The sequence below is a fragment of the Caballeronia sp. PC1 genome (assembly GCF_021353155.1).
Taxonomy (GTDB): Bacteria; Pseudomonadota; Gammaproteobacteria; order Burkholderiales; family Burkholderiaceae; genus Caballeronia; species Caballeronia cordobensis.
Map to the genome: position 1 here is coordinate 1,567,007 of NZ_JAJUBH010000003.1, position 20,161 is coordinate 1,587,167.

General features: G+C 64.5%; 19 protein-coding genes. 14 read left to right on the forward strand and 5 right to left on the reverse strand.

Annotated features, from left to right (window positions below; translation table 11 throughout):
• Nucleotides 1–12 precede the first annotated feature (12 nt).
• From LY284_RS31720 to LY284_RS31745, 6 genes are all read left to right on the forward strand, one after another.
• Nucleotides 13–765, forward strand: a complete 753-nt coding sequence (locus LY284_RS31720) for an ABC transporter ATP-binding protein (protein ID WP_045460667.1) — start codon at nt 13–15, stop codon at nt 763–765.
• Nucleotides 766–784: 19 nt separating this feature from the next.
• Nucleotides 785–1,480, forward strand: a complete 696-nt coding sequence (locus tag LY284_RS31725; RefSeq protein ID WP_233390264.1) for an ABC transporter ATP-binding protein — start codon at nt 785–787, stop codon at nt 1,478–1,480.
• A gap of 14 nt (nt 1,481–1,494) precedes the next feature.
• The gene (locus LY284_RS31730; protein ID WP_233390266.1) at nt 1,495–3,354 is read left to right on the forward strand and encodes an ABC transporter permease; all 1,860 of its coding nucleotides are present in this window, start codon (nt 1,495–1,497) and stop codon (nt 3,352–3,354) included.
• 153 nt (nt 3,355–3,507) lie between these two features.
• Complete coding sequence (locus LY284_RS31735; protein WP_053571350.1) at nt 3,508–3,837, forward strand: EthD family reductase; 330 nt, start codon at nt 3,508–3,510, stop codon at nt 3,835–3,837.
• A gap of 25 nt (nt 3,838–3,862) precedes the next feature.
• A complete protein-coding gene (locus LY284_RS31740) occupies nt 3,863–4,645 on the forward strand; it encodes an SDR family oxidoreductase (RefSeq protein ID WP_233390268.1) in 783 nt (260 codons plus the stop codon).
• Nucleotides 4,646–4,647: 2 nt separating this feature from the next.
• Nucleotides 4,648–6,612 (forward strand): FAD-dependent oxidoreductase, encoded by a 1,965-nt coding sequence (locus LY284_RS31745; protein WP_233390271.1) that lies wholly within the window; start codon nt 4,648–4,650, stop codon nt 6,610–6,612.
• Between the two features lie 24 nt (nt 6,613–6,636).
• Here the strand turns inward: LY284_RS31745 and LY284_RS31750 are convergent, their stop codons facing one another.
• Entirely contained in the window at nt 6,637–7,389 is a 753-nt protein-coding gene (locus tag LY284_RS31750; protein ID WP_231927952.1) for an IclR family transcriptional regulator, read from the reverse strand.
• 322 nt (nt 7,390–7,711) lie between these two features.
• On the opposite strand from LY284_RS31750, the gene LY284_RS31755 reads away from it, so the two are divergent.
• Nucleotides 7,712–9,394, forward strand: a complete 1,683-nt coding sequence (locus tag LY284_RS31755) for an NAD(P)/FAD-dependent oxidoreductase (protein WP_233390273.1) — start codon at nt 7,712–7,714, stop codon at nt 9,392–9,394.
• Nucleotides 9,395–9,406: 12 nt separating this feature from the next.
• On the opposite strand, the gene LY284_RS31760 is transcribed toward LY284_RS31755, so the two are convergent.
• The 4 genes from LY284_RS31760 to LY284_RS31775 form a co-directional block, all read right to left on the reverse strand.
• Nucleotides 9,407–9,979, reverse strand: a complete 573-nt coding sequence (locus LY284_RS31760; protein WP_233390275.1) for a DUF2889 domain-containing protein — start codon at nt 9,977–9,979, stop codon at nt 9,407–9,409.
• Between the two features lie 303 nt (nt 9,980–10,282).
• Complete coding sequence (locus LY284_RS31765) at nt 10,283–11,050, reverse strand: carboxymuconolactone decarboxylase family protein (protein ID WP_233390276.1); 768 nt, start codon at nt 11,048–11,050, stop codon at nt 10,283–10,285.
• 130 nt (nt 11,051–11,180) lie between these two features.
• Nucleotides 11,181–11,960: an IclR family transcriptional regulator gene (locus tag LY284_RS31770; protein ID WP_233390279.1), complete on the reverse strand. Its 780-nt coding sequence runs from the start codon at nt 11,958–11,960 to the stop codon at nt 11,181–11,183.
• Between the two features lie 34 nt (nt 11,961–11,994).
• Nucleotides 11,995–12,867 carry an IclR family transcriptional regulator gene (locus LY284_RS31775; protein ID WP_014252331.1) on the reverse strand — a complete coding sequence of 291 codons (873 nt, stop codon included), beginning with the start codon at nt 12,865–12,867 and terminating at the stop codon, nt 11,995–11,997.
• 342 nt (nt 12,868–13,209) lie between these two features.
• Between LY284_RS31775 and LY284_RS39125 the strand changes: the two genes are divergently transcribed.
• From LY284_RS39125 to LY284_RS31805, 7 genes are all read left to right on the forward strand, one after another.
• Nucleotides 13,210–14,253, forward strand: a complete 1,044-nt coding sequence (locus LY284_RS39125; RefSeq protein WP_309243233.1) for an NAD(P)/FAD-dependent oxidoreductase — start codon at nt 13,210–13,212, stop codon at nt 14,251–14,253.
• Nucleotides 14,232–14,906 (forward strand): hypothetical protein, encoded by a 675-nt coding sequence (locus tag LY284_RS39130; protein ID WP_309243225.1) that lies wholly within the window; start codon nt 14,232–14,234, stop codon nt 14,904–14,906. The genes LY284_RS39125 and LY284_RS39130 overlap by 22 nt, the downstream gene beginning before the upstream one ends.
• An 18-nt stretch (nt 14,907–14,924) precedes the next feature.
• On the forward strand, nt 14,925–15,848 hold the full coding sequence (locus LY284_RS31785) for an alpha/beta hydrolase (protein WP_233390280.1): 924 nt from the start codon (nt 14,925–14,927) through the stop codon (nt 15,846–15,848).
• A gap of 30 nt (nt 15,849–15,878) precedes the next feature.
• Complete coding sequence (locus tag LY284_RS31790; protein ID WP_233390282.1) at nt 15,879–16,784, forward strand: NAD(P)-dependent oxidoreductase; 906 nt, start codon at nt 15,879–15,881, stop codon at nt 16,782–16,784.
• 78 nt (nt 16,785–16,862) lie between these two features.
• Nucleotides 16,863–17,435: a nuclear transport factor 2 family protein gene (locus LY284_RS31795; protein ID WP_233390284.1), complete on the forward strand. Its 573-nt coding sequence runs from the start codon at nt 16,863–16,865 to the stop codon at nt 17,433–17,435.
• Between the two features lie 189 nt (nt 17,436–17,624).
• Nucleotides 17,625–18,806, forward strand: a complete 1,182-nt coding sequence (locus LY284_RS31800) for a porin (RefSeq protein ID WP_233390286.1) — start codon at nt 17,625–17,627, stop codon at nt 18,804–18,806.
• A 150-nt stretch (nt 18,807–18,956) separates the two neighbouring features.
• Nucleotides 18,957–20,159 carry an ABC transporter substrate-binding protein gene (locus LY284_RS31805; protein ID WP_233390288.1) on the forward strand — a complete coding sequence of 401 codons (1,203 nt, stop codon included), beginning with the start codon at nt 18,957–18,959 and terminating at the stop codon, nt 20,157–20,159.
• Nucleotides 20,160–20,161 lie beyond the last annotated feature (2 nt).

A 20,161-nucleotide genomic window follows, 5' to 3' on the forward strand; every position in this document is an offset into this window, starting at 1 on the left:
GCGGGCGCTTTCATGAACGATACGATTCTGGAATGCCGTAACCTCGCGAAAGCCTTCAGCGGCTTTCGCGCGGTCAACGGTGTCGATCTGAAGGTGCGTCGCGGCTCGATCCATGCATTGATCGGACCCAATGGCGCCGGTAAGACGACGCTCTTCAATCTGCTGACCAAGTTTCTGGTTCCCACGACCGGGCAGATCCTTTTCAACGAGCGAGACATCACGCCGATGGCGCCATCCGATGTCTCGCGTCTCGGGCTGGTGCGCTCGTTTCAGATCTCCGCCGTGTTTCCTCATCTGTCGGTACGCGACAACGTGCGCGTGGCGTTGCAGCGCGCACGTGGCGGATCGTTCGATTTCTTCCGATCCAGGAACGTGCTGAACGTCTTCAACGACCGTGCGATGGAATTGCTCGCGGACGTCGGTCTGACCTCGCACGCGAACATCGCCGCGGTGTCGCTGTCGTACGGCCGCAAGCGCGCGCTCGAGATCGCGACGACGCTGGCGCTGAACCCCGACATGATGCTGCTCGACGAGCCCACCGCGGGGATGGGGCACGAGGAAATCGAGCGCATCGTGGAACTCGTGCGCCGCGTCAGCAGCGGCCGAACCGTGCTGATGGTCGAACACAATCTGTCGGTGGTGTCGTCATTGTGCGACCGGATTACGGTGCTCACGCGCGGTCAGGTGCTCACCGAAGGCGACTACGACACGGTGGCGTCGAATCCGGAGGTGCAACAAGCTTATCTCGGGGGCGGTCATGGCTGAACCAACGCACGGCCGGGCGATGCTCGAACTGCGGGACCTCCACGCATGGTATGGCGAGAGCCACATCCTGCATGGCGTGAACATGGACGTCCGGAAGGGCGAGGTGATTACCCTGCTCGGCCGCAACGGCGCGGGCAAGAGCACGACGCTCAAGTCGATCATGGGGCTGGTCGCCAGGCGTCGCGGCTCGATCCACAAGGACGGCATCGAAACCATCGGCCTGCTGCCGGAGCGCATCGCGCATGCAGGCGTCGCGCTGTGCCCCGAAGAGCGAGGCATCTTTGCGAGCCTCTCGGTTCGCGAGAATCTGATGCTGCCGCCGGTGCTGCGCGGCGGCGGCCTCGACATCGAATCGATCCTGGAGCTTTTCCCGAACTTGCGGGAACGCATGGATACGACGCAGGGCACGAAGCTTTCGGGAGGCGAGCAACAGATGCTCGCGCTCGGCCGCATCCTGCGTACCGGTGCCGACCTGCTCCTGCTGGACGAACTGACCGAGGGCCTCGCGCCGCTGATCATCGAACAGATCGGTCACACGATCCGGAGGCTCAAGGAGCTCGGCTTCACGTTGCTCCTCGTCGAGCAGAACTTCCGGTTTGCCGCCACGGTCGCCGACCGGTTCTACGTGATGGAGCACGGGCGCATCGTCGATGGCTTCGGCATCGACGAGCTCCCCGCCAATGTGGAAAAACTGCATGCCTATCTGGGCGTTTGAGGACGCGATCCGCCATGTTTGAATTGCTTGGAATCCCGGTGCACGCGCTATCCGGTCAATTGCTGCTCGGACTGATCAACGGCTCGTTCTATGCGTTGCTGAGTCTGGGGCTTGCCGTCATCTTCGGCATGCTCAACATCGTCAACTTTGCGCACGGCGCGCAGTACATGATGGGCGCGTTCGTGTCCTGGCTGCTGCTGACTTATATGGGCATCGGCTATTGGTGGTCGCTGCTGCTCGCGCCGCTGCTGGTCGGCGTGTTCAGTGTGATCATCGAGCGCACGCTGCTCAGGCGCATTTATCACCTCGATCATTCCTACGGCTTGCTGTTGACCTTCGGGCTGGCCGTGATCATCCAGTCCCTGTTTCGCGTCGAGTACGGCACGACGGGGCAAGGCTACGAGATGCCGGCGCTGCTGAGCGGCGGCTTGCGCCTGCCGTTCATGTATCTGCCTTACTACCGGGCGTGGGTCATCGCCTTCTCGCTCGCCGCATGTCTCGCGACGTGGTACGTCATTGAACGCACGAAGCTCGGAAGCTACCTGCGGGCGGCGACCGAGAACGCGGCGCTGGTGCGCGCCTTCGGCATCAACGTGCCGCGCATGATCACGTTCACCTACGCGAGCGGTGCGGCGCTCGCGGCGCTGGCAGGCGTGCTCGCCGCCCCGCTTTATCAGCCCGCGCCGATGATGGGCGACGAGATCCTGATCGTCGTGTTCGCGGTCGTCGTGATCGGCGGGATGGGGTCGATCATGGGCTCCGTCGTCACCGGTTTCGGGCTCGGCGTGGTCGAAGGGCTGACGAAGTTCTTCTATCCGCAGGCATCGACCACGGTGGTGTTCGTCGTGATGATCCTCGTGTTGCTGGTGCGTCCGCAAGGTCTGTTCGGCAAGCCGGCGGCGCCGGGAAGCGCGATGGAAGCTTCGTCGGGCGGTCCCGTGATCGCGGGCGGCTTCGCCCTGAGGCTGGCGACGTTCGGGCTGGCGGTGCTGCTCGTGCTCGCACCGTTGCTGCTCTATCCGCAGTTCCTGATGAAAGGGCTGTGTCTGGCGCTGTACGCCATCGCGCTCAATCTGCTGGTCGGCTACACGGGGCTGCTGTCGTTCGGGCATGCGATGTTTCTCGGCGGATCCGGCTACGTCGCCGCGCATGCCGCCAAGGTCTGGGGCTTCCCGCCGGAGGCCGCGATCGTCGCCGGTGTGGCGGCGTCGGCGCTGCTCGGGCTGGCGGCAGGCCTGATCGCGATTCGCCGCAAGGGCATTTACTTCGCGATGACGACGCTGGCCCTCTCCCAACTGGTCTACTTCGTCTGCGTGCAGTTCCCGGCGTTCACCGGCGGAGACGACGGCATCCAGGCCGTTCCTCGCGGCAAGCTGTTCGGTTTGATCGATCTGAACGACCAGATGACCATGTACTACGTCGTGCTGGTTATCTTCATGGCAACGCTGCTGTTCGTGCAGCGCGTCATTCACTCGCCTTTCGGCGACATGCTGAAGGCGATCCGGGAGAACGAGTTGCGCGCGATCTCGCTCGGCTACAAGACAGATCGTTACAAGCTTCTCGCCTTTATCCTGTCGGCCGCCGTGGCCGGGCTCGGCGGCGCGACCAAGGCCATCGCGTTCCAGTTCGCGACCTTGACCGACGTGCACTGGTCGATGTCGGGCGAGGTCGTGCTCATGGTGCTGGTGGGCGGACTGGGCACCGTGCTCGGCCCGATCGTCGGCGCGTTCGCGCTGGTGGCGATGCAGTATTTTTTCGCGCCGCTCGGCCAATGGGTGAGTGTCGCGCAGGGGCTGGTCTTCATCGTATGCGTGCTCACTTTCCGTCGCGGCATGGTCGGCGAGATCGCGGCGCGAACCGGGAAGCCGTTATAGCGCCAAGGACGCCGCATACGCCGTCTTTCAAAGTACGGAAGGAAGCGCTTCGTTGGTTTGACGACCGCCGCCGCGCGCTCGACCATACATGGAACGAGCCCGGAGTGCCGCAGAGGCCTGGCGCGCTCAAGGACTGAAACCCGAGGAACCCGCATGAAAGCAACCTATGTGAAGCGAATCGGCCTGCTGCGTCGCAAAGCGGGCATGAGCGATCAGGAATTTCTCGATCACTGGCTCAACGTGCATGCCGAGCTCGGTCGCAAGTTGCCGAAGCTGCGCCGCTATGCGGTCAACTTCGTCGATCGCACGCGCTTCCCGCAGTTCGGATGGGACGGTTTCTCGGAACTATGGTTCGACTCGGAAGAGGATCTGATTGCGTCGTATGGCAGCGCGGAGGCCAACGAGCTGATGGCCGACGTTCCCAACTTCACCACCGAGATCGCGCCGCTGGTCGCACTGGAGTTTCCGGTGGTCGGAATCTGAGCGCGTAACGGTACGGAAAACCCACATGGACATGAAACTTGCAAGCCGGCGAGTCCTGATCACCGGCGCATCACAGGGGATCGGCGAGGGTCTCGCGAAGGCGTTCGCCGCCGAGGGCTGCCACCTCGCACTGACGGCACGTTCCGCGGACAAACTGGAGTCGCTGGCGGCCGGCCTGCGCGCCGCGCATGACGTGCGGGTGGAGGTGCTCGCGCTCGACATGACCCAACCCGGCGCGATCGCGGAGGTCGTCGCGTTCGCCGGAGACGTCGACGTGCTGGTCAACAACGCGGGCGCGATTCCGGGCGGCACCCTCTGGGACGTCGATGAAGACGCGTGGCGCAAGGGCTGGGAGCTGAAGGTGTTCGGCTACATCAACCTCACGCGCGCGATCTACACACGAATGAAGGAACGGGGCGGCGGCGTGATCCTCAACAACATCGGCAATGGCGGCCAGAACTTCGACTTCAATTACATCGCGGGCTCGACCGGCAATGCGGCGCTCATGGCCTTCACCTGCGCGCTGGGCGGCCGAAGTCTGGAGGACGGTATCCGTGTGGTGGGCGTCAATCCCGGCCCGGTGGGCACCGAGCGGATCGCCAAGGTGCTGAGAAACCATGCGTCGCGGCTGCTGGGCGACGAAGCGCGTTCCGCCGAGCTGATGGCGGGCTATCCGCTGGGGCGCGCTGCGACGGTGGAGGAGGTCGCCGATCTGTTCGTCTATCTGGCGTCGCCTCGCTCGGCCTACACCAGCGGCACCATCGTCACGGTCGATGGCGGCATCACCTCCAAGCGTTCGGTAGCCTGAATATGTACAAGCATGTTTTCTCGCCGATGCGGATCGGCGCGGTGGAAGTGCCCAATCGTATCGTGCGCACGGCGCATGCAACGCGTCTCGCCACCGGCTATGTCAACGACGACCTGATCGCCTACCATCTGGCGCGCGCGAAGGGTGGCGCGGGGCTGTCGATTCTCGAAAGCACCTCGGTTCATCCGTCATCGACCTTTTCGCTGAGCGCGGCCGACGACGGAGCGATTGCGCCCATGCGCAAGCTGGTGGATGCGATCGCGCCCACCGGCATGAAGCTCTTTACCCAGCTCTGGCACGGGGGCTACACCGACCCGGCCGCCGACGGTGGCCTTCCGTGGGCGGTGACGGCGCTGGCGGGCCGCTATTCGGTGGCGCCGCCCATCCCGATGACCACGGACCAGATCGAAGAAGTGATCGACGCGTACGCCCGGGCCGCCGCGCGCATGGAGGCCGCGGGTCTCGACGGCGTCGAGGTGCTCGCTGGAGCGGGTTATCTGTTCTCGCAATTCTTCTCGCCGGTACTCAACCAGCGCACCGATGCCTACGGCGGCAGTTTCGACAACCGCATCCGGGCATTCCTGGCGACGCTGCGCGCCATACGCGCGGCGACCTCGCCGGATTTCGCTCTGGGCGTGCGCATCGGCGGAAGCTCGGACCCGCGCATTCTCACCGACGAGGACGTGAACGCCATCGCGTTGCGCGCACAGTCCGAGGGCCTGATCGACTTCGTGAACATCACGCACGGCGACTACTATTTTCACGTGGACCGCTATGCGGGCATGGACGCCCCGGTGGGCTATCAGTTGACGCACGTGGAGCGCATCTCGCAGGGGCTGACGGTGCCGCGCATCATCGTGGGCCGCTATGCCACGCTGGACGACGCCGAGCAGGCGTTGAAAGAAGGGCAGGCCGACATGGTCAACATCGTGCGCGGCATGATCGCCGATCCGATGCTGGTCGTGAAGAGCCGCGAGGGGCGCGGCACCGAGGTGCGCCCGTGTATCGGCTGCAACCAGGGGTGCCTGGGCGGCGCGTTCGCCGGCCGCATGGGCTGCGCGGTGAATCCGGCGGTGGGATACGAGCGCACGCTGTCCGACGAGAGCATCGCGCGGGCGGCTGTCCCGCGCAAGGTGCTGGTGGTGGGCGGCGGCGTCGCGGGCATGGAAGCGGCACGCACGGCGCTGCTCGCGGGGCACCGTGTGACCCTGGTCGAGGCGATGTCCGATCTGGGCGGCCTGCTGAACTGCGCCCGGCACTTGCCGAAACTTCATGCGATCGGAGACATCGCCATTTGGCTTGAGAGCGAGATCTATCGCCTGGGCGCGGAGGTGCGCCTGTCCACCTATGTCGATGTGGACGACGTGCTGGCCGAGCAGCCCGATGCCGTGATCGTGGCCACGGGTTCGCAACCGACGGACGCACGCGAGTTCCGGCAGACGGCCGACCCCGCGGCGGAGTTGCGGATTTCGCGCGATGCGACGGTGCTGACGCCCCTGGATCTTGCCACGGCGCCGCCGCAGGAGGTGGGCCGCACGGCGCTGGTGTTCGACGACGTCGGGCACTATGACGCCATCGGCTGCTGCGAAGCGCTGATCAATCGCGGCGTCGAGGTGACCTATGTGACGCGTCACCTGATGTTCGCCCCGGCGGTCGAGACCACGGGACGCACGCAGGCTGCGCTGCGCCGCATGCACGGTGCGGGCCGCTTGCGCATCGTGACGCAAGCGGCGCTGGTTTCGATCGACAAGGGGAGCGCCGACGTCAGGCCACTGTTCGGCAGCACGGCGGAAACCGTGCCGGCCGACACGGTGGTGCTGGTCGGCTACCGGCAGTCGCAGAACGAGATCTGGGAGGCCTTGCGCGGGCGGGTGGATCAGCTCCATCTGGTGGGCGATGCGCTGTCGGCCCGCGACATTCAGCCCGCGATTCGTGAAGGGCATCTGGCCGGACGATCGATCGTCTGACGGCTGCTTCGTGCTGGCACGCCGTCAGCGGCTTGCCGACAGACGCTCCTGCAGCGCGCGGGCGCACGCGACGAGCCGCGAGCCGAGTTCCCGCTCGACGCTGGCCTGGGCTAACCGGGCCGTGCGTCCGACGCAGCACAGAACGAGCGGCGGGCGATTCGCGAGCACGACGGGCGCGGCGACGCAGGTCAGCTCCTGCTCCCACTCGCCGTGCAGCATGCAGAAGCCGAGTTCATGCACCTGTGCGATCTTCTGACCCATTCGATGGCGTATCGCGGCCGGCCACGTGTCGCCGGCATGGCGTTCGACCTGCGCTTGCAGGTAGTGCCGCTCGTCTTCCGGAAGCGCCGCCAGCAGCGCCCATCCCATCATCGAATAGGCGATGGGCACATGCATGCCGGGCGACAGCCGCAACTCCAGCAATGAACTGCGGCTGACCTGCGTCTCCAGCAGGATCACGTCGAGCCGGTCGCGCGTGCCGAGCAGCACGTACGTGTCCGTTGCTTTTGCGAATGCGCGCAGTTCGATGCTGGCGAGCCGCAGCATCCCGGGGTCGGCAATGGCGGCATAGCCCAGGGCCAGCGACGCCGGCGCGAGCGAATACAGCTTGCTGGTCTTGTCGCGGTGAAGGTAGCCGAGCGTGACCAGCGAACGCAGAAGGCGCAACACGGTCGGGGCCGGGATGCCGGTCGCCTCGGCAATCTCCTGGTTGCCCAGCGCCGCTTTGTCCGGCGTGAAGGCGGACAGAATCGACAACCCGCGTGCGAGCGGCGTCACGACGACATCGCTTTCGGCCTGACCGTTTGACGGCGCCTTCGGCCAGGCGACATCGATTCCGTACGGCCCGATGAGAGACCGTCTGGCGGCATGTCGCGGTAGAGATCGTTCGGATTGCATCGTTGCGTCGCGCCAATGGGGTGATGCGGGCGCCCTAAGGAAGGACGGGACCTCCCGTGCCTTGAAAGTCTACTGCACCGAGGATACCGCTGTCTGCCCCGCGCACTTTCAAAGCACGGGATGGCCTATCGCTGCGGATTGCTGCAACCCCGCACTGAGTCTTCAATAGATGCCAGTTCAATTGATTCGATGGAGACAAACCATGCGCTACCTTGATGAACCCGTGTCGAAGAGCGGTGCCGATGGAGCCGGAGGCGGCGGTGGCGTTGCGCCGGATCTGGATGTCGTCATCGTCGGGGCCGGCTTCGCGGGCGTTTATGCGCTGTACAAGTTCCGCAAGCTGGGCTTGCGTGCACGGGCGCTCGAAGCGGGCAGCGGCATCGGCGGCACATGGTTCTGGAACCGCTATCCCGGCGCGCGATGCGACGTGGACAGCGTCGAGTACTCGTACTCGTTTTCCGACGCGCTCCAGATGGAATGGGACTGGCCGGAACGGTTCTCCGCGCAGGGCGACATCCTTCGATACATCAACCACGTCGCCGATCGCTTCGACCTCCGTCGCGATATCCAGCTCAATACGCGCGTGCAGTCGGCGACATTCGACGAGCCCAACGGCATCTGGCGCGTTACGACCGTCGACGGGCAGGCGTACACCGCGCGCTTCTGCGTGATGGCGACCGGCAATCTGTCGCTGCCGCGCGTGCCGGAGTTCCCGGGCCTCGATACCTTCAAGGGCGACTGGTATCACACGGGTCTCTGGCCGGACGAGCCGGTCGATTTCACGGGGCGTCGTGTCGGCGTGATCGGCACGGGCTCCTCGGGCATCCAGGTCATTCCGATCATCGCGAAACAGGCGAGCGAGCTGTTCGTGTTCCAGCGGACGGCGAACTTCACGCTGCCGGCGCGCAACCGCGCGCTGTCCGGCGATGAACTCGACCAGCACAAGACGCGGTACGGGTTCTGGCGAGCCGAGGCGCAAAACACGCCATTCGGCATCGCGGGGCACCCGGCTCCGACGAAAAACGCGCTCGACGACACGCCCGAAGATCGTCTCGCCCGATTCGAAGCGAAGTGGAAGGCCGGGGGCAGCGTCAGTTTCCTGTACGCGTACAAGGACCTGCTGACCAGCAAGGCGGCGAACGACACGGCTGCCGAGTTCGTGCGCGGCAAGATTCGCAGCACGGTGAAAGACCCCGCGACCGCCGAACTGCTCGTGCCGAAGGACTATCCGATCGGCGCGCGGCGTTTGTGTCTCGATACGGGCTACTACGAGACGTTCAACCTGCCGACGGTCACGCTCGTCGATGCGAAGTCGGCGCCGATCGTCGAGATCACGGAGACGGGGGTGAAGACGACCGCGGGCGCCTATGCACTCGACACCCTCGTGTTCGCGACGGGCTTCGATGCCATCACCGGAGCCCTCGCGGATATCGACATCCGCGGGCGCGATGCACTGTCGCTCAAGCAGAAATGGGCGCACGGGCCGCGCACCTATCTTGGCCTGATGACGGCCGGGTTCCCGAACATGTTCATCGTGACGGGGCCGGGCAGCCCGTCCGTGAAGGCGAACATGGTGTGCGCCATCGAGCAGCACCTGAACTGGATCGCCGATTGCATCGCCATGCTCGACGCGCGCAAAAGCCGCATGATCGAGGCGGATGCGCAAGCGGAAACGCGCTGGGTCGAGCATGTCAACGAGGTGGCTGACGCGACGCTGTATCCGCTGGCGGAGTCGTGGTACACGGGCGCGAACGTGCCCGGCAAGCCGCGCGTGTTCATGCCGTACGTGGGCGGCTATCACCGGTACCGGGCGATTTGCGAGGAGGTCGTCCGCGACGACTATCGCGGCTTCGTCATCGCCGGCGTGCCGGCGATTGCCGCGTGAGCCGCTGCCCGGTTATGTCTTCTTCAGCACGTGATATTCAGGCCATAGCGTCTTGACCAGATCGCGCGACGCGCCGTACGCATGGCAGCTATCGATCTTGCGAGGCTTGCCCTGGTCGTCGCGCGCTTCCAGTGCCGACGGGCGCTCGGTGACCATGGTCTGAAACGCGGCGCTCGCGAGCGGCCCGAGCAATTCCTTGAGGTGCGTGCAAGTATCGCCGGAGGGCAGACGCTTGCGCACCTCGCTGTTCCAGCCCGCGCCGATATGCATGCCGACCAGCGCCTGCAGCGTGTCGCCGCCGCCCGGGCACGGCGCATACGGATGAGACCGGATGAACGTATGGACCTCGCGAACGATCATGTCCCTGTCGAACACCAGCGTGACGCCGAGATCGTGAATGGGTGCGTGAGCGCTGACCAGCCGTGCCGCGCCGGGCGGCGTGAAGTCGCTCGTCTTGCGATCCACGAGGTTTGCGCTTGCCTCGAACAGACCGTCGCTGCGCCGATAGCCCCGCATCTCGATCTGCCGTTGATGAATCTCTTCGCGTGTGACCGGTTCGGCCGCGAAGTCGTGGTTACGGACCATCCTTGACTCCAGTGTTGAGTATTCGCTTCGCCGGTGGCGCGAGTTGAACATGCGTCATGGCTGCAATCGCAAACCCGGCGTTCAGAGCGCGTGCTGCCGTCTGCAAACCGGATCGTGACGCCGGTCGCGAACTGCCTGGGATAATACTTCTGTTCGATTTCCTCGTTGATCTCAAAGCGTACCTTATCGGCCACCGCACGAATGGCGGGGTCGTCGAGATAAGCCTCGCCATACACATCGTATCGTGCGGGGCCGTAGGCCAGCGTGGCGCCGACGATATTCAGTCTCCGCGACGGTTCGGTTTCAGTGTTGCGCGCGGTGCCACCGCGCCCGGTTCGCGGCCGGCCGTACGTGCGGCGCGCCGATCAGAAAGCTCTGCATCCCGAGGCAACTGACAAGCTGCATCACCTGCAGAATCTGCGCGGGCGTCGCGCCATAACGCAACGCATTGCGCGTGTGGATTCTCACGCCCGGTTCGAAGAGGTGCGTCGTCGAGACATCGATCGCCACGTACAGCAGTTCCTTGACAACGGGCGCAAGCGGGCCGGACTTCCACGGTGTCGAAGAAAAGGCGGTATAGCCTTCGAAGAACGCGGGTGAGCTGCGTACCATCGATTGCAACTGGTCGCTCCAGTAGCCGCGCTGGTCGCTGAATTGAGACTTGACGCGCTCGTACGCCTGATCGAGCGGAAACACGGTGTCGAGTGATGTTCCGGCAGCGGTGAGTTCGTCGAAGAGAATCGGCACGCCGACCATGTAGGCATGGATGCCGAGTACCGAGGAAATTTGCAGGACTTCGAGTAGTTCTTCACGCGTGGCGCCGTGCCGCAGTGCGCCTTCGATGTGCAGCGCAACGGCCTCGCGATTCAGATGTGTCACGCTCGCGCTCGCGGCGAGCATCACGAAGTCGCATAGCTTGCGCTCCAGGTGTCCCGATTCGAGCGCGACTTTCGCCATGACCAGATAGTCGTTGAAGAAGTCCGGACTCTCCTGCAATGCGATATGGAGCGCGTCGCTCCAGAAGCCGTGCAACCGTTCGAATTCGGTTTTGAGCGCTGCGATGTCCGACATGGCGTCTCCAGAAGGTCATGGGGATCGACGCAGGATCGCCGCCCCGGATGGCTATCCCGGATTTGAATCGCTATCTCACGCACAAGGCAACGGCGCTGACGCATCTCTTCCGTACTTTGGCGCCGCGACATCAGGGGCCCGCTTTCGCGTCGCCGAGCAGCGACTCCAGTTCGCGCGCGGTCTCCTTGAGCGCGGGGACGACGCGTTGTCGGATCGAGGCGATGTCGCGGGCGACAGCGACCGCTCCGCAACTCAGCGCCATGTGCGTTTGCGGGCGCCCCAACGCGACCGGCAATGCAATGCCGTACGCATGGCGTTGATATTCCCCGACCGCCATGCACACGCCGTTCGCTTCCAGATCGCGGAAAGACGCGTCGATGGACTTCCGGAGTTCGCCCGCCTTCGCACCGGCCGCCGCCACGAGTTGCTCGACGTAGCGATTCCGCGACGTTTCAGGCTGCGTCCAGAGCCAGGCCCGGCCGATCGCCGTCAGCCCCATCGGCAGCAACGATCCCACGCCGAGTTGCAGCGTCGAAACGCCCGCAGTGTATCGGTATGCGATGTACAGCATGTCGAGGTGATCGGGCACGGCGAGCGCCACCGAGACGTCGAGCCGGTCGGCGAGTTGCTGCATGAGCGGTTCCGCAGCCCCCGTGATGGGGTTGGTGGACAAATAGGCGTGCCCGACGCCGAAAGCGCCGGGCGCCAGTTCGAACTGGCGGCCGCCCGCGACGCGGCGAACGAATCCCACATGAATGAGCGTCGAGATCAGCCGCGACACCGCCGAGCGGGACATCCCCGTTCGCTTCGCCAGTTCGCCGTTCGTGAGCGGCGCCCGATCGGCATGAAAGGCGCGGAGCAGTTGCAGACCGCGATCGAGCGTCAGGGTTACGGGCGGTGCGGAGGGCATGTCGGTTCCGTGTTTGTGATGGCGGCCGTGGTGCTTACGCGCGTTGCAGCGCGTGCGCCTGCAACACTTGCGCGGTTGCCACGAGCCGTGGTCCGAGTTCCAGTTCGATGCGCGTCTGGGCCATGCGCGCGGTGCGGCCGACACAACCGAGTACCCAAGGCGGCCGGTCGGGCATGGGAACAGGGGCGGCGACACACGCGAGCTCCGGTTCCCATTCACCATGCAGCGTGCCGAACCCCAGCTCGCGAACCTCCGCGATCTTGTCGGCCATCCGGCGTCTGATCGAGGCAGGCAAGGTGATGCCTGTTCTCCGTTCGATTTCTTCCTTCAAATAGGCGCGCTCTTCTTCCGGAAGGATGGCAAGCAACGTCCAGCCCATCAACGAATAGGCCATCTGCATGCGCATGCCCGGAAAAAGCCGGAGATCGAGGACCACGCGCTTGCCCACTTGCGTATCCAGGATGATGACGTCGAGACGGTCACGGGCGCCGAGCAGGAGATAGGTGTCGGTTGCGTCGGCGAACTTGGCCATTTCCCTGCGTGCGAGGCGCAGCATGTCGGGATCGACGATCGCCGCATACCCCAGCGCCAGCGAAGCGGGCGCGAGCGCGTATTTCCGGCTCTCGTCGTCGTGATGCAGATAGCCGAGCGCGACGAGCGAGCGCAGCAGGCGCAGCACGGTCGGGGCGGGAAGGCCGGTCGCAACCGCAATCTCGCGATTGCCGAGCCACGCCTTGTCGGGACCGAATACCGACAATATCGACAGGCCTCGCACGAGCGGCGTCACGAGGACATCGCTTTCCTCTCGCTCTACGCGAGACGGCCGCGGCCAGGCGGTGTCGACGCCGTGCGGACCGTTGCGCGAGCGCGCGCTGGCGTGCGGTGGCAGGGACCTCGGGGATGACATGCGTGTCTCCATGCTGCGGCTGTATTTCTTTTTAATCCTACTATGTTCGTGGCCGCGTCGAAGGCCGCATTGCGCATTTCCGCGCTCGATCGTGAGCCATCTTGCTTCGCTTTTCTCCGTTGGATCGCACCGTCAACGATGGAGAAGCCGGACCCACCTCGTCAATTTGCCCGAGCGTCGCCTCCCGTACTTTGGAATAGGCGCATGACGGGCAAACCGCTTCCTGTCGGCTGCGGCCGATTCCAAAGTACGGCAGGCCGTTGCCGTCGCGATTGCTGCGATCCCGCCTCCAGTCATTCAATAGAAGAACAGGAAAGCAGCATCATTCAGGAGACGAAGGACATGACTCAGGTGAGAAACGACTCGGCGATTCTTGACGCAGTGGTCGTCGGCGCTGGATTTGGTGGGCTGTATGCGGTCAAGCGTCTGACCGACGCAGGGTTCGCCGTGCAGGCATTCGAAGCGGGCGATGGCGTGGGCGGCACATGGTATTGGAATCGCTATCCCGGCGCGCGCGTCGATCTCGAGTGCTGGGATTATTCATACTCTTTCTCGCCCGAACTGCAGGACGAGTGGGACTGGCCGGAGCGATACCCGACCTCGTCCGAACTGATGAAGTACCTCAATCACGTCGCCGATCGCTTCGAGCTGCGCCGGCACATCCGCTTCAACACGAGAGTCGAGACGGCCGTGTTCGATGAACGCGAGAACCTCTGGGTCGTGACGACCTCGGACGGCAAGGTCACGCGGGCGCGCTTCTTTGTGCCGGCGACCGGCGTGCTCTCGGTGCCCAAGCCGCCCGAGATAGCAGGACTCGATTCCTTCAAGGGCGAGAGCTACCACACGGGGCGATGGCCTCACCATGAGGTCGACTTCAGTAACAAGCGCGTCGGCGTGATCGGCACCGGTTCGTCGGGCATTCAGGTGATTCAGGCGCTGGCCGGACAATGCAGGCACCTGAGCGTATTCCAGCGCACCGCGGTCTATGTCGTGCCGGCGAAGAATCATCCGCTGACGCCGGAGATGCGTGCCCGCGTGCGAGCGACCTACCCGAGCGGCGCGCGGTCAGCCGCCTCACGCGCTTCGGCATCGCCGTGCCGTTTCCGGTCGAATCGGCACTCGACGCGACGCCCGAGGAGCGCAGCCGGAAGTACGAGAATGCCTGGGAGAACAGTCAGTTGCTGGGCTTTCGCATGTGCTACGGCGATATTCTTTCGAACGAAGCGGCCAATGAGACGGTCGCCGAATTCATCCGCGGCAAGATTCGCGACACGGTCAGGAAGCCGGACGTCGCCGAGAAACTGCTGCCTCGCGGCTTTCCGTTCGGCACGAAACGTCCCTGCCTCGGCGATACGTACTACAGCGTGTACAACCGCGACGACGTGACGCTCGTCGACCTGAAGCAGACGCCGATCGAACGCGTGGTGCCCGAAGGCATCGTGACGAGCGAGGGCCTGCACGAACTCGACGTGCTGATCTACGCGACCGGCTACGACGCGCTCACCGGCGCGCTGACGCATATCGACGTGCAAGGCGTGAACGGCCGCACGCTCACGGACAAATGGGCGAGCGGAGCGAAGACCTATATCGGCCTGATGACGAGCGGATTTCTTAACCTGTTCACGGTCACCGGTCCGGGCAGCCCCGGACCGCTCGCGAACATGTCGATGAGTATCGAGCAGCATATCGACTGGATTGCCGCGTGCATGACGTATCTGCGAAACAACGCGATCGAGCGGATCGACGCGGTTCCCCAGGCCGAGGAGGACTGGATGCAGCATGTGCAGGACGTCGTGTCCAACACGCTGTATCTCAAGGCGAACTCGTGGTACATCGGTGCGAACGTGCCGGGCAAGCCGCATGTGTTCCTGCCGTATCTCGGCGGGCATGGCACGTATCGGCGCAAGTGCGATGAAATCGCGGCAGCCGGTTACCCCGGTTTCGTCCTTTCGCGCGCAACGGCCCGTGAAGCGTCGCAGGCGAGCAGTAGCGAAGCCATCCATGTCGCCGAGGCGGGCTTGATGGGCGGCGCGGTATGAACGGTGAGGAAAGGCACCATGCCGCTCGATCCTGAAGTCGCGGTCATTCTGAAGGCGCTCGAATCCGCGCCGCCCATGGAAGGCATGTCCGTCGCGGCGTTGCGCGCGAGTCTCGCGTATCCGCCGCTCGAGCGGCGCACGGCGGTCGGCGAAGTGATCGACCTTGCGGTGCCGCTGCCGGGACGGGTGCTCGCCGCCCGGCTATACCGTCCTCAGGAGCGGCACGGCGAAGGCGTGACGGTGTTCTTTCACGGCGGCGGGTTCGTCATCGGGAATCTCGAGACGCACGATCACGTCTGCCGAGATCTGTGCGCGGGAAGCGGCGCCGCCGTGATCGCCCTGGACTACCGGCTGGCGCCCGAGCATCCGTTCCCGGCCGCCGTCGACGACTGCCTGGATGCCGTCCGGTGGATCGCGCAAAACGCCGATGCGCTCTCGTTCGACGCGGCTCGGATGATCGTGGCGGGCGATAGCGCGGGCGGCAATCTCGCCGCCGTCACGGCACTGCGCATTCGCGACGAAGGCGGCCCGCGGCTGCGCGGGCAGGTGCTGGTGTATCCGGTGACCGGCTATCACACGCCGCCCACGCGCTCTTATATCGACAACCAGTCCGGCTACTCGCTCACACGCGCCGCGATGATCCGTTTCTGGCGAGACTATCTCGCGGACGAGCGCGATTCGGCGCATGTCCATGCCTGCCCGTTGCTCGCGTCGTTGCTGACCGGCTTGCCGCCCGCGCTGGTGGTCACCGCGGAGTTCGATCCGCTGCGCGACGAGGGCGAAGCGTATGCGCACCGTCTGCTCGACGCCGGCGTGCCGGTCACGCTGTGGCGCTACGAAGGGCTGATTCATGGCTTCTTTCGCATGGGCCTGGCCTGTGCAAAAGCGAGGGAAGGGCTGCTGCGCGCCGCGCATTGGATTCGCTCGGCGATGAACGCCTGAGCGAACGATCAACAACGAATCGAGGTTTGCATGAAACTCGCAGAAGACGTCGGTTTTCTTGGGCTGGGCCAGATGGGTGGCCCGATGGCCGAGCGCCTGCTTGGACAGGGCTTCCGGCTGCATGTTCATGACCCGTCGCCCGCAGCGCTCGCGCCTTTCGCGGCCGGTAACGCCGTCGTGCACGATTCGCCACGCGCCGTGGCCGACGCGGCGTCCATCGTGTTCGCGTGCCTGCCCAGCAGGCAAGTGTCGCTTGCAGTCGGTCTCGGGCCCGATGGCGTCGTGCACGGTTCCGCGATTCGCCTGTACGTGGAGATGTCCACCATCGGTCAGGACACGATCGAGCAGATCGGCACAGGGCTGGCCGCGAAGGGCATCGATATCGTGGATGCGCCGATCTCCGGCGGTGCGCCCGCGGCGCGCGCCGGTACCCTCGCCATGCTGGCGGCCGGCGCGCCGCGGCTCATCGAGCAGGTGTCTCCGTTGCTCGCGCTCATCGGCAAGGAGGTGTTCGTGATGGGAGAACGCCCAGGCATGGCGCAGATCATGAAGATCGTCAACAACATGATCATGGCGACCAACATGGTGGTCTGTTCCGAGGGGCTCGCCATGGGCGCGAAGGCCGGCCTCGATCCCGACATGATGATGCGGCTGCTCGATGCGGGCACGGGTCAGAGCTTCGCATGCTCGAAGATGCTGACGCGCGCTGTTGCCGGAACCTATGACTACGGCGCGGCGCTGTCCATCATCGAAAAGGATATGACGCTCGGGCTTGCCGAAGCGAATCTCATGGACATGGCCGTGCCGACGATCGGGCGAGCGCGGGACGTCTGGCACGCGGCCTACGAAGCAGGGCAAGGCAGGGAGGATTTCACATCCATTCTGCGTTATATCGCGGAAAAGAATGGCACCTCCGTCAGAAGCGATCTTTCCTGAAGCGAGGGCTTCAGGCTATTCAAACGCGACGCGGCATCGTTTTCGGTGCCGCCGTGACTTCAAGGGAACCCCAAGACCATGGCCGATGACCTCCAGCGACTGCTCGACAAGGACCAGATCCGCGACATCATGCTGCGATATGCGCGCGGGGTGGATCGACGCGATTGGGAACTGGTCCGCGCGACCTTCTTCGAAGACGGCTACGACGATCACGCTGATTTCAGCGGCAAGCGCGACGATTTCGTCGCCTTCGTGCGGGAGAAGCACGATGCGAGCAGCTTTTGCAAATCCACGCATCTGCTCGGCAACTGCCTGATCGAGTTCGCATCGGATCACGTCGCCGCAGTGGAGACCTATTTCGTGGCGAAGTTGCAGATGGGACCGGACGCCGGCAGCCAGCGCGCCATGCTCGGCGCGCAGCATGCCGACAGTCGCGAGAACATGCGGGTCGAAGTCGTCGGGCGCTATGTCGACCGGTTCGAGAAGCGCGACGGCGAATGGCGTGTCGCGCGGCGGCGCACGGTGTTCGATACGATCCGCACGGAACTCGGCGGATCGCCCGACGGCGGACTGAATCCCGCATGGGTGCTCGGCAGGCGTGACGCGCAGGACCCCGTCTTCGCCTCACGTGCGGAAGCGGGGCTGCGATAGTGGGCGTCTCGTTTCAGAGTACGGATCGGATTCTCAGGTTGCATTGACGGTCTTTTTTGCGGCCAATTAAATGGGCCGGCAGTTCGATGGCGAAGCGCCTGGCATTGGGTTGTCAACGATTAGTAATCCAAAATGTCCAGGACGCTGAAAGAGCTGCAGACAAACTCAAAACAATCATGGAGACGTTCGATGAAGAAAGCGATTGCGCTCTGCGCGGCGGCAGGGTTCGTAACCGGTGTTGCGCATGCGCAGAGCAGCGTGCGGTTGTACGGCATTCTGGATGAAGGCTTGAACTACAACAGCAACGCGGGCGGCAGCCATCAATACGCGATGGCGAGCGGCGTGCTGAATGGAAGCCGCTGGGGACTGCGCGGACAGGAAGATCTCGGCGGCGGATTCAATGCGATCTTCGTGCTCGAAAACGGCTTCGACATCAACACGGGCAAACTGGGTCAGGGCGGCCTCGAATTCGGACGACAGGCGTATGTGGGCGTGTCGAGTCCGTATGGCACCTTCACGTTCGGCCGTCAGTACGATTCCGTCGTCGATAACCTCGGCATTCTGGAAGTCGGCGATCAATGGGGCGGCTATATGGCCGCGCATCCTTCCGACAACGACAACTTCAACAACACGAACCGCACCAACAACGCGATCAAGTACACGAGCCCGACTTTTCATGGCGTGACGGCGAGCGGCCTGTATTCGCTGGGCGGTGTGCCGGGAAGCGTGGGGCGCAATCAGGTCTGGTCGGTCGGTGCGAACTATTCGCAAGGTCCGCTTTACGCGGGCGTCGGCTACCTCAACGTACGCAACCCGAATACGTCGTTCTATGGCGCGGGCGGCACCGTCGCGCCGACCGTGGGCGGCGTGCCAGGCTCCAACTTCGGCTCGTCTCCGGTGATCGCCGGGTATGCATCGGCACGCACGCTGCAGGTGATCGGCACCGGCGCGGCCTATACGTTTGGCGCGTTCACGCTCGGCGCCACATACTCGAACACGCAGTTCCGGGATCTCGGCGATACGTCCTCCGGGCCCGTGCCCGCCGGTGGCATCAGCGGGACGGCGAAGTTCAACAACGTCGAAGTCAACGCGAAGTATCAGATCACGCCGGCGCTGCTCGTGGGCGCCGCGTATGTGTACACCCACAACGACGGCGCGGATGGTAGAGGCAGCGCGCGCTACAACCAGGGATCGGTCGGCGTGGACTACTTCCTCTCGAAGCGCACGGACGTCTACTTCGTGGGCACGTATCAGCACGCGAGCGGGACGGATTCGACCGGCAGGGAGGCGGTCGCGTCCATCAACCAGTTGACGGCCTCGACGACCGATCACCAGACCGCGCTGCGCATTGCCATCCGTCATAAGTTCTGAGCGCCGGACGAGCGCCGGCGCTCCCGTTCTCACGCCGCCATTTTCTGGCGGCGATTTTCGAAGTACGGATCACTTTGCGCGGCCTGATTGACCCGCGCACGCCGCGCTCGTCAAATGAGCCCACCAGAACGAAACCATCAGGAGACACAGATGAAGCGCAGAGCGATCAAACGCGCGATCTTGCTTTGGCTTGCCGCACTGAGCGCGGCGCCCGCCGCCTTCGCGGATACGCCGAATGTCATCAAACTCGGACTGTCCGTGCCGCTTTCGGGATCCGGCGCGAACTGGGGCAAGGGCAGTGAATGGCTGTGCAAGCAGGCCGCCGACGAAATCCGCAAAGCCGGCGGCGTGAAGATAGCGAACAAGGTCTACAACTACGAATGCGTCGCGTACGACAACAAGTACAACGCGGCGGACGGCGCGAAGGTCGCGCAGACCCTGCTGAACCGCGACGGCGTGAAGTACATCGGCGGCAGTCTCGGCACCGCGCCCGCGCGCGCCATGCAGTCGCTCACTGAACGCGAGGGTGTCCTGCTGTTCACGACGGCATGGGGGGCGAGCATCAAGGGTCCGAAGTTTCCGCTGACCTTCACGCAGATGAACACGCCGATCGAGATCGCCCCGCCGCTCGTCCGCTACGTGAAGCAGGTCAATCCGAAGATCCAGACGGTCGCGTTGCTCAATCCCAACGACGCCACGGGCCAGGAAACCGAGAAGATCGCGCGCAAGGCATGGGAAGCGGTGGGCGTGAAGGTCGTTTCGAGCGACTGGTACGAGCGCGGCACGACGGAGTTCCAGCCTGTCGCGGCCAAGGTCGCGGGCCTCAAGCCGGACGTCGTCGATCTGTGTTCGAGCCCGCCCGCCGATGGCGGCCTCGTTTTCAAGGAACTGGACGCGCTGGGCTGGAAGGGCGTGAAGGTCGTCGAAGTCGGCACCGGCGCGGACGGCCTGCTCGCGACGGGCGGAGGCGCGGCGAACAGCGCGTATCTCGGCGCGGCGATGACCTTCGACGGACCGGCCGTGACGCCGCGTCAGCGCGAGCTGAACCAGGGCGCGCGCGCGGTGACGGGCGAATCGCTGAACGCCATCCAGATCGGCTTCTACGACTCCGTGAAGGCGCTCAAGGCCGCGATGGAAAAGGCGCAGAGCACCGATCCGGCCGCGGTGGCGAGCGCCTTGCCGGCCATCACCTTCGATTCGTTCTACGGGCGGGCCGCGTTCGGCGAGAAAGCCGTTTATGGCAGCGCGCAGCAGATTCTCGTGCCGGTCATCGTCACGCAGATCCAGGGCCAGAAGCTCGTCGAACTGGCGCGCATCAGCCCGGACGAGCTCAAGCAACGCACGGGTCAATGAGG

Coding starts and splice junctions, on each gene's coding strand:
- LY284_RS31725 (WP_233390264.1), top strand. CDS start 785: ATGCTCGAACTGCGGGACCTCCACGCATGGTATGGCGAGAGCCACATC.
- LY284_RS31805 (WP_233390288.1), top strand. CDS start 18,957: ATGAAGCGCAGAGCGATCAAACGCGCGATCTTGCTTTGGCTTGCCGCA.
- LY284_RS31745 (WP_233390271.1), top strand. CDS start 4,648: ATGTACAAGCATGTTTTCTCGCCGATGCGGATCGGCGCGGTGGAAGTG.
- LY284_RS31760 (WP_233390275.1), bottom strand. CDS start 9,979: ATGGTCCGTAACCACGACTTCGCGGCCGAACCGGTCACACGCGAAGAG.
- LY284_RS31795 (WP_233390284.1), top strand. CDS start 16,863: ATGGCCGATGACCTCCAGCGACTGCTCGACAAGGACCAGATCCGCGAC.
- LY284_RS31755 (WP_233390273.1), top strand. CDS start 7,712: ATGCGCTACCTTGATGAACCCGTGTCGAAGAGCGGTGCCGATGGAGCC.
- LY284_RS31765 (WP_233390276.1), bottom strand. CDS start 11,050: ATGTCGGACATCGCAGCGCTCAAAACCGAATTCGAACGGTTGCACGGC.
- LY284_RS31735 (WP_053571350.1), top strand. CDS start 3,508: ATGAAAGCAACCTATGTGAAGCGAATCGGCCTGCTGCGTCGCAAAGCG.
- LY284_RS31775 (WP_014252331.1), bottom strand. CDS start 12,867: ATGTCATCCCCGAGGTCCCTGCCACCGCACGCCAGCGCGCGCTCGCGC.
- LY284_RS31770 (WP_233390279.1), bottom strand. CDS start 11,960: ATGCCCTCCGCACCGCCCGTAACCCTGACGCTCGATCGCGGTCTGCAA.
- LY284_RS31720 (WP_045460667.1), top strand. CDS start 13: ATGAACGATACGATTCTGGAATGCCGTAACCTCGCGAAAGCCTTCAGC.
- LY284_RS39125 (WP_309243233.1), top strand. CDS start 13,210: ATGACTCAGGTGAGAAACGACTCGGCGATTCTTGACGCAGTGGTCGTC.
- LY284_RS31740 (WP_233390268.1), top strand. CDS start 3,863: ATGGACATGAAACTTGCAAGCCGGCGAGTCCTGATCACCGGCGCATCA.
- LY284_RS31730 (WP_233390266.1), top strand. CDS start 1,495: ATGTTTGAATTGCTTGGAATCCCGGTGCACGCGCTATCCGGTCAATTG.
- LY284_RS31785 (WP_233390280.1), top strand. CDS start 14,925: ATGCCGCTCGATCCTGAAGTCGCGGTCATTCTGAAGGCGCTCGAATCC.
- LY284_RS31790 (WP_233390282.1), top strand. CDS start 15,879: ATGAAACTCGCAGAAGACGTCGGTTTTCTTGGGCTGGGCCAGATGGGT.
- LY284_RS31800 (WP_233390286.1), top strand. CDS start 17,625: ATGAAGAAAGCGATTGCGCTCTGCGCGGCGGCAGGGTTCGTAACCGGT.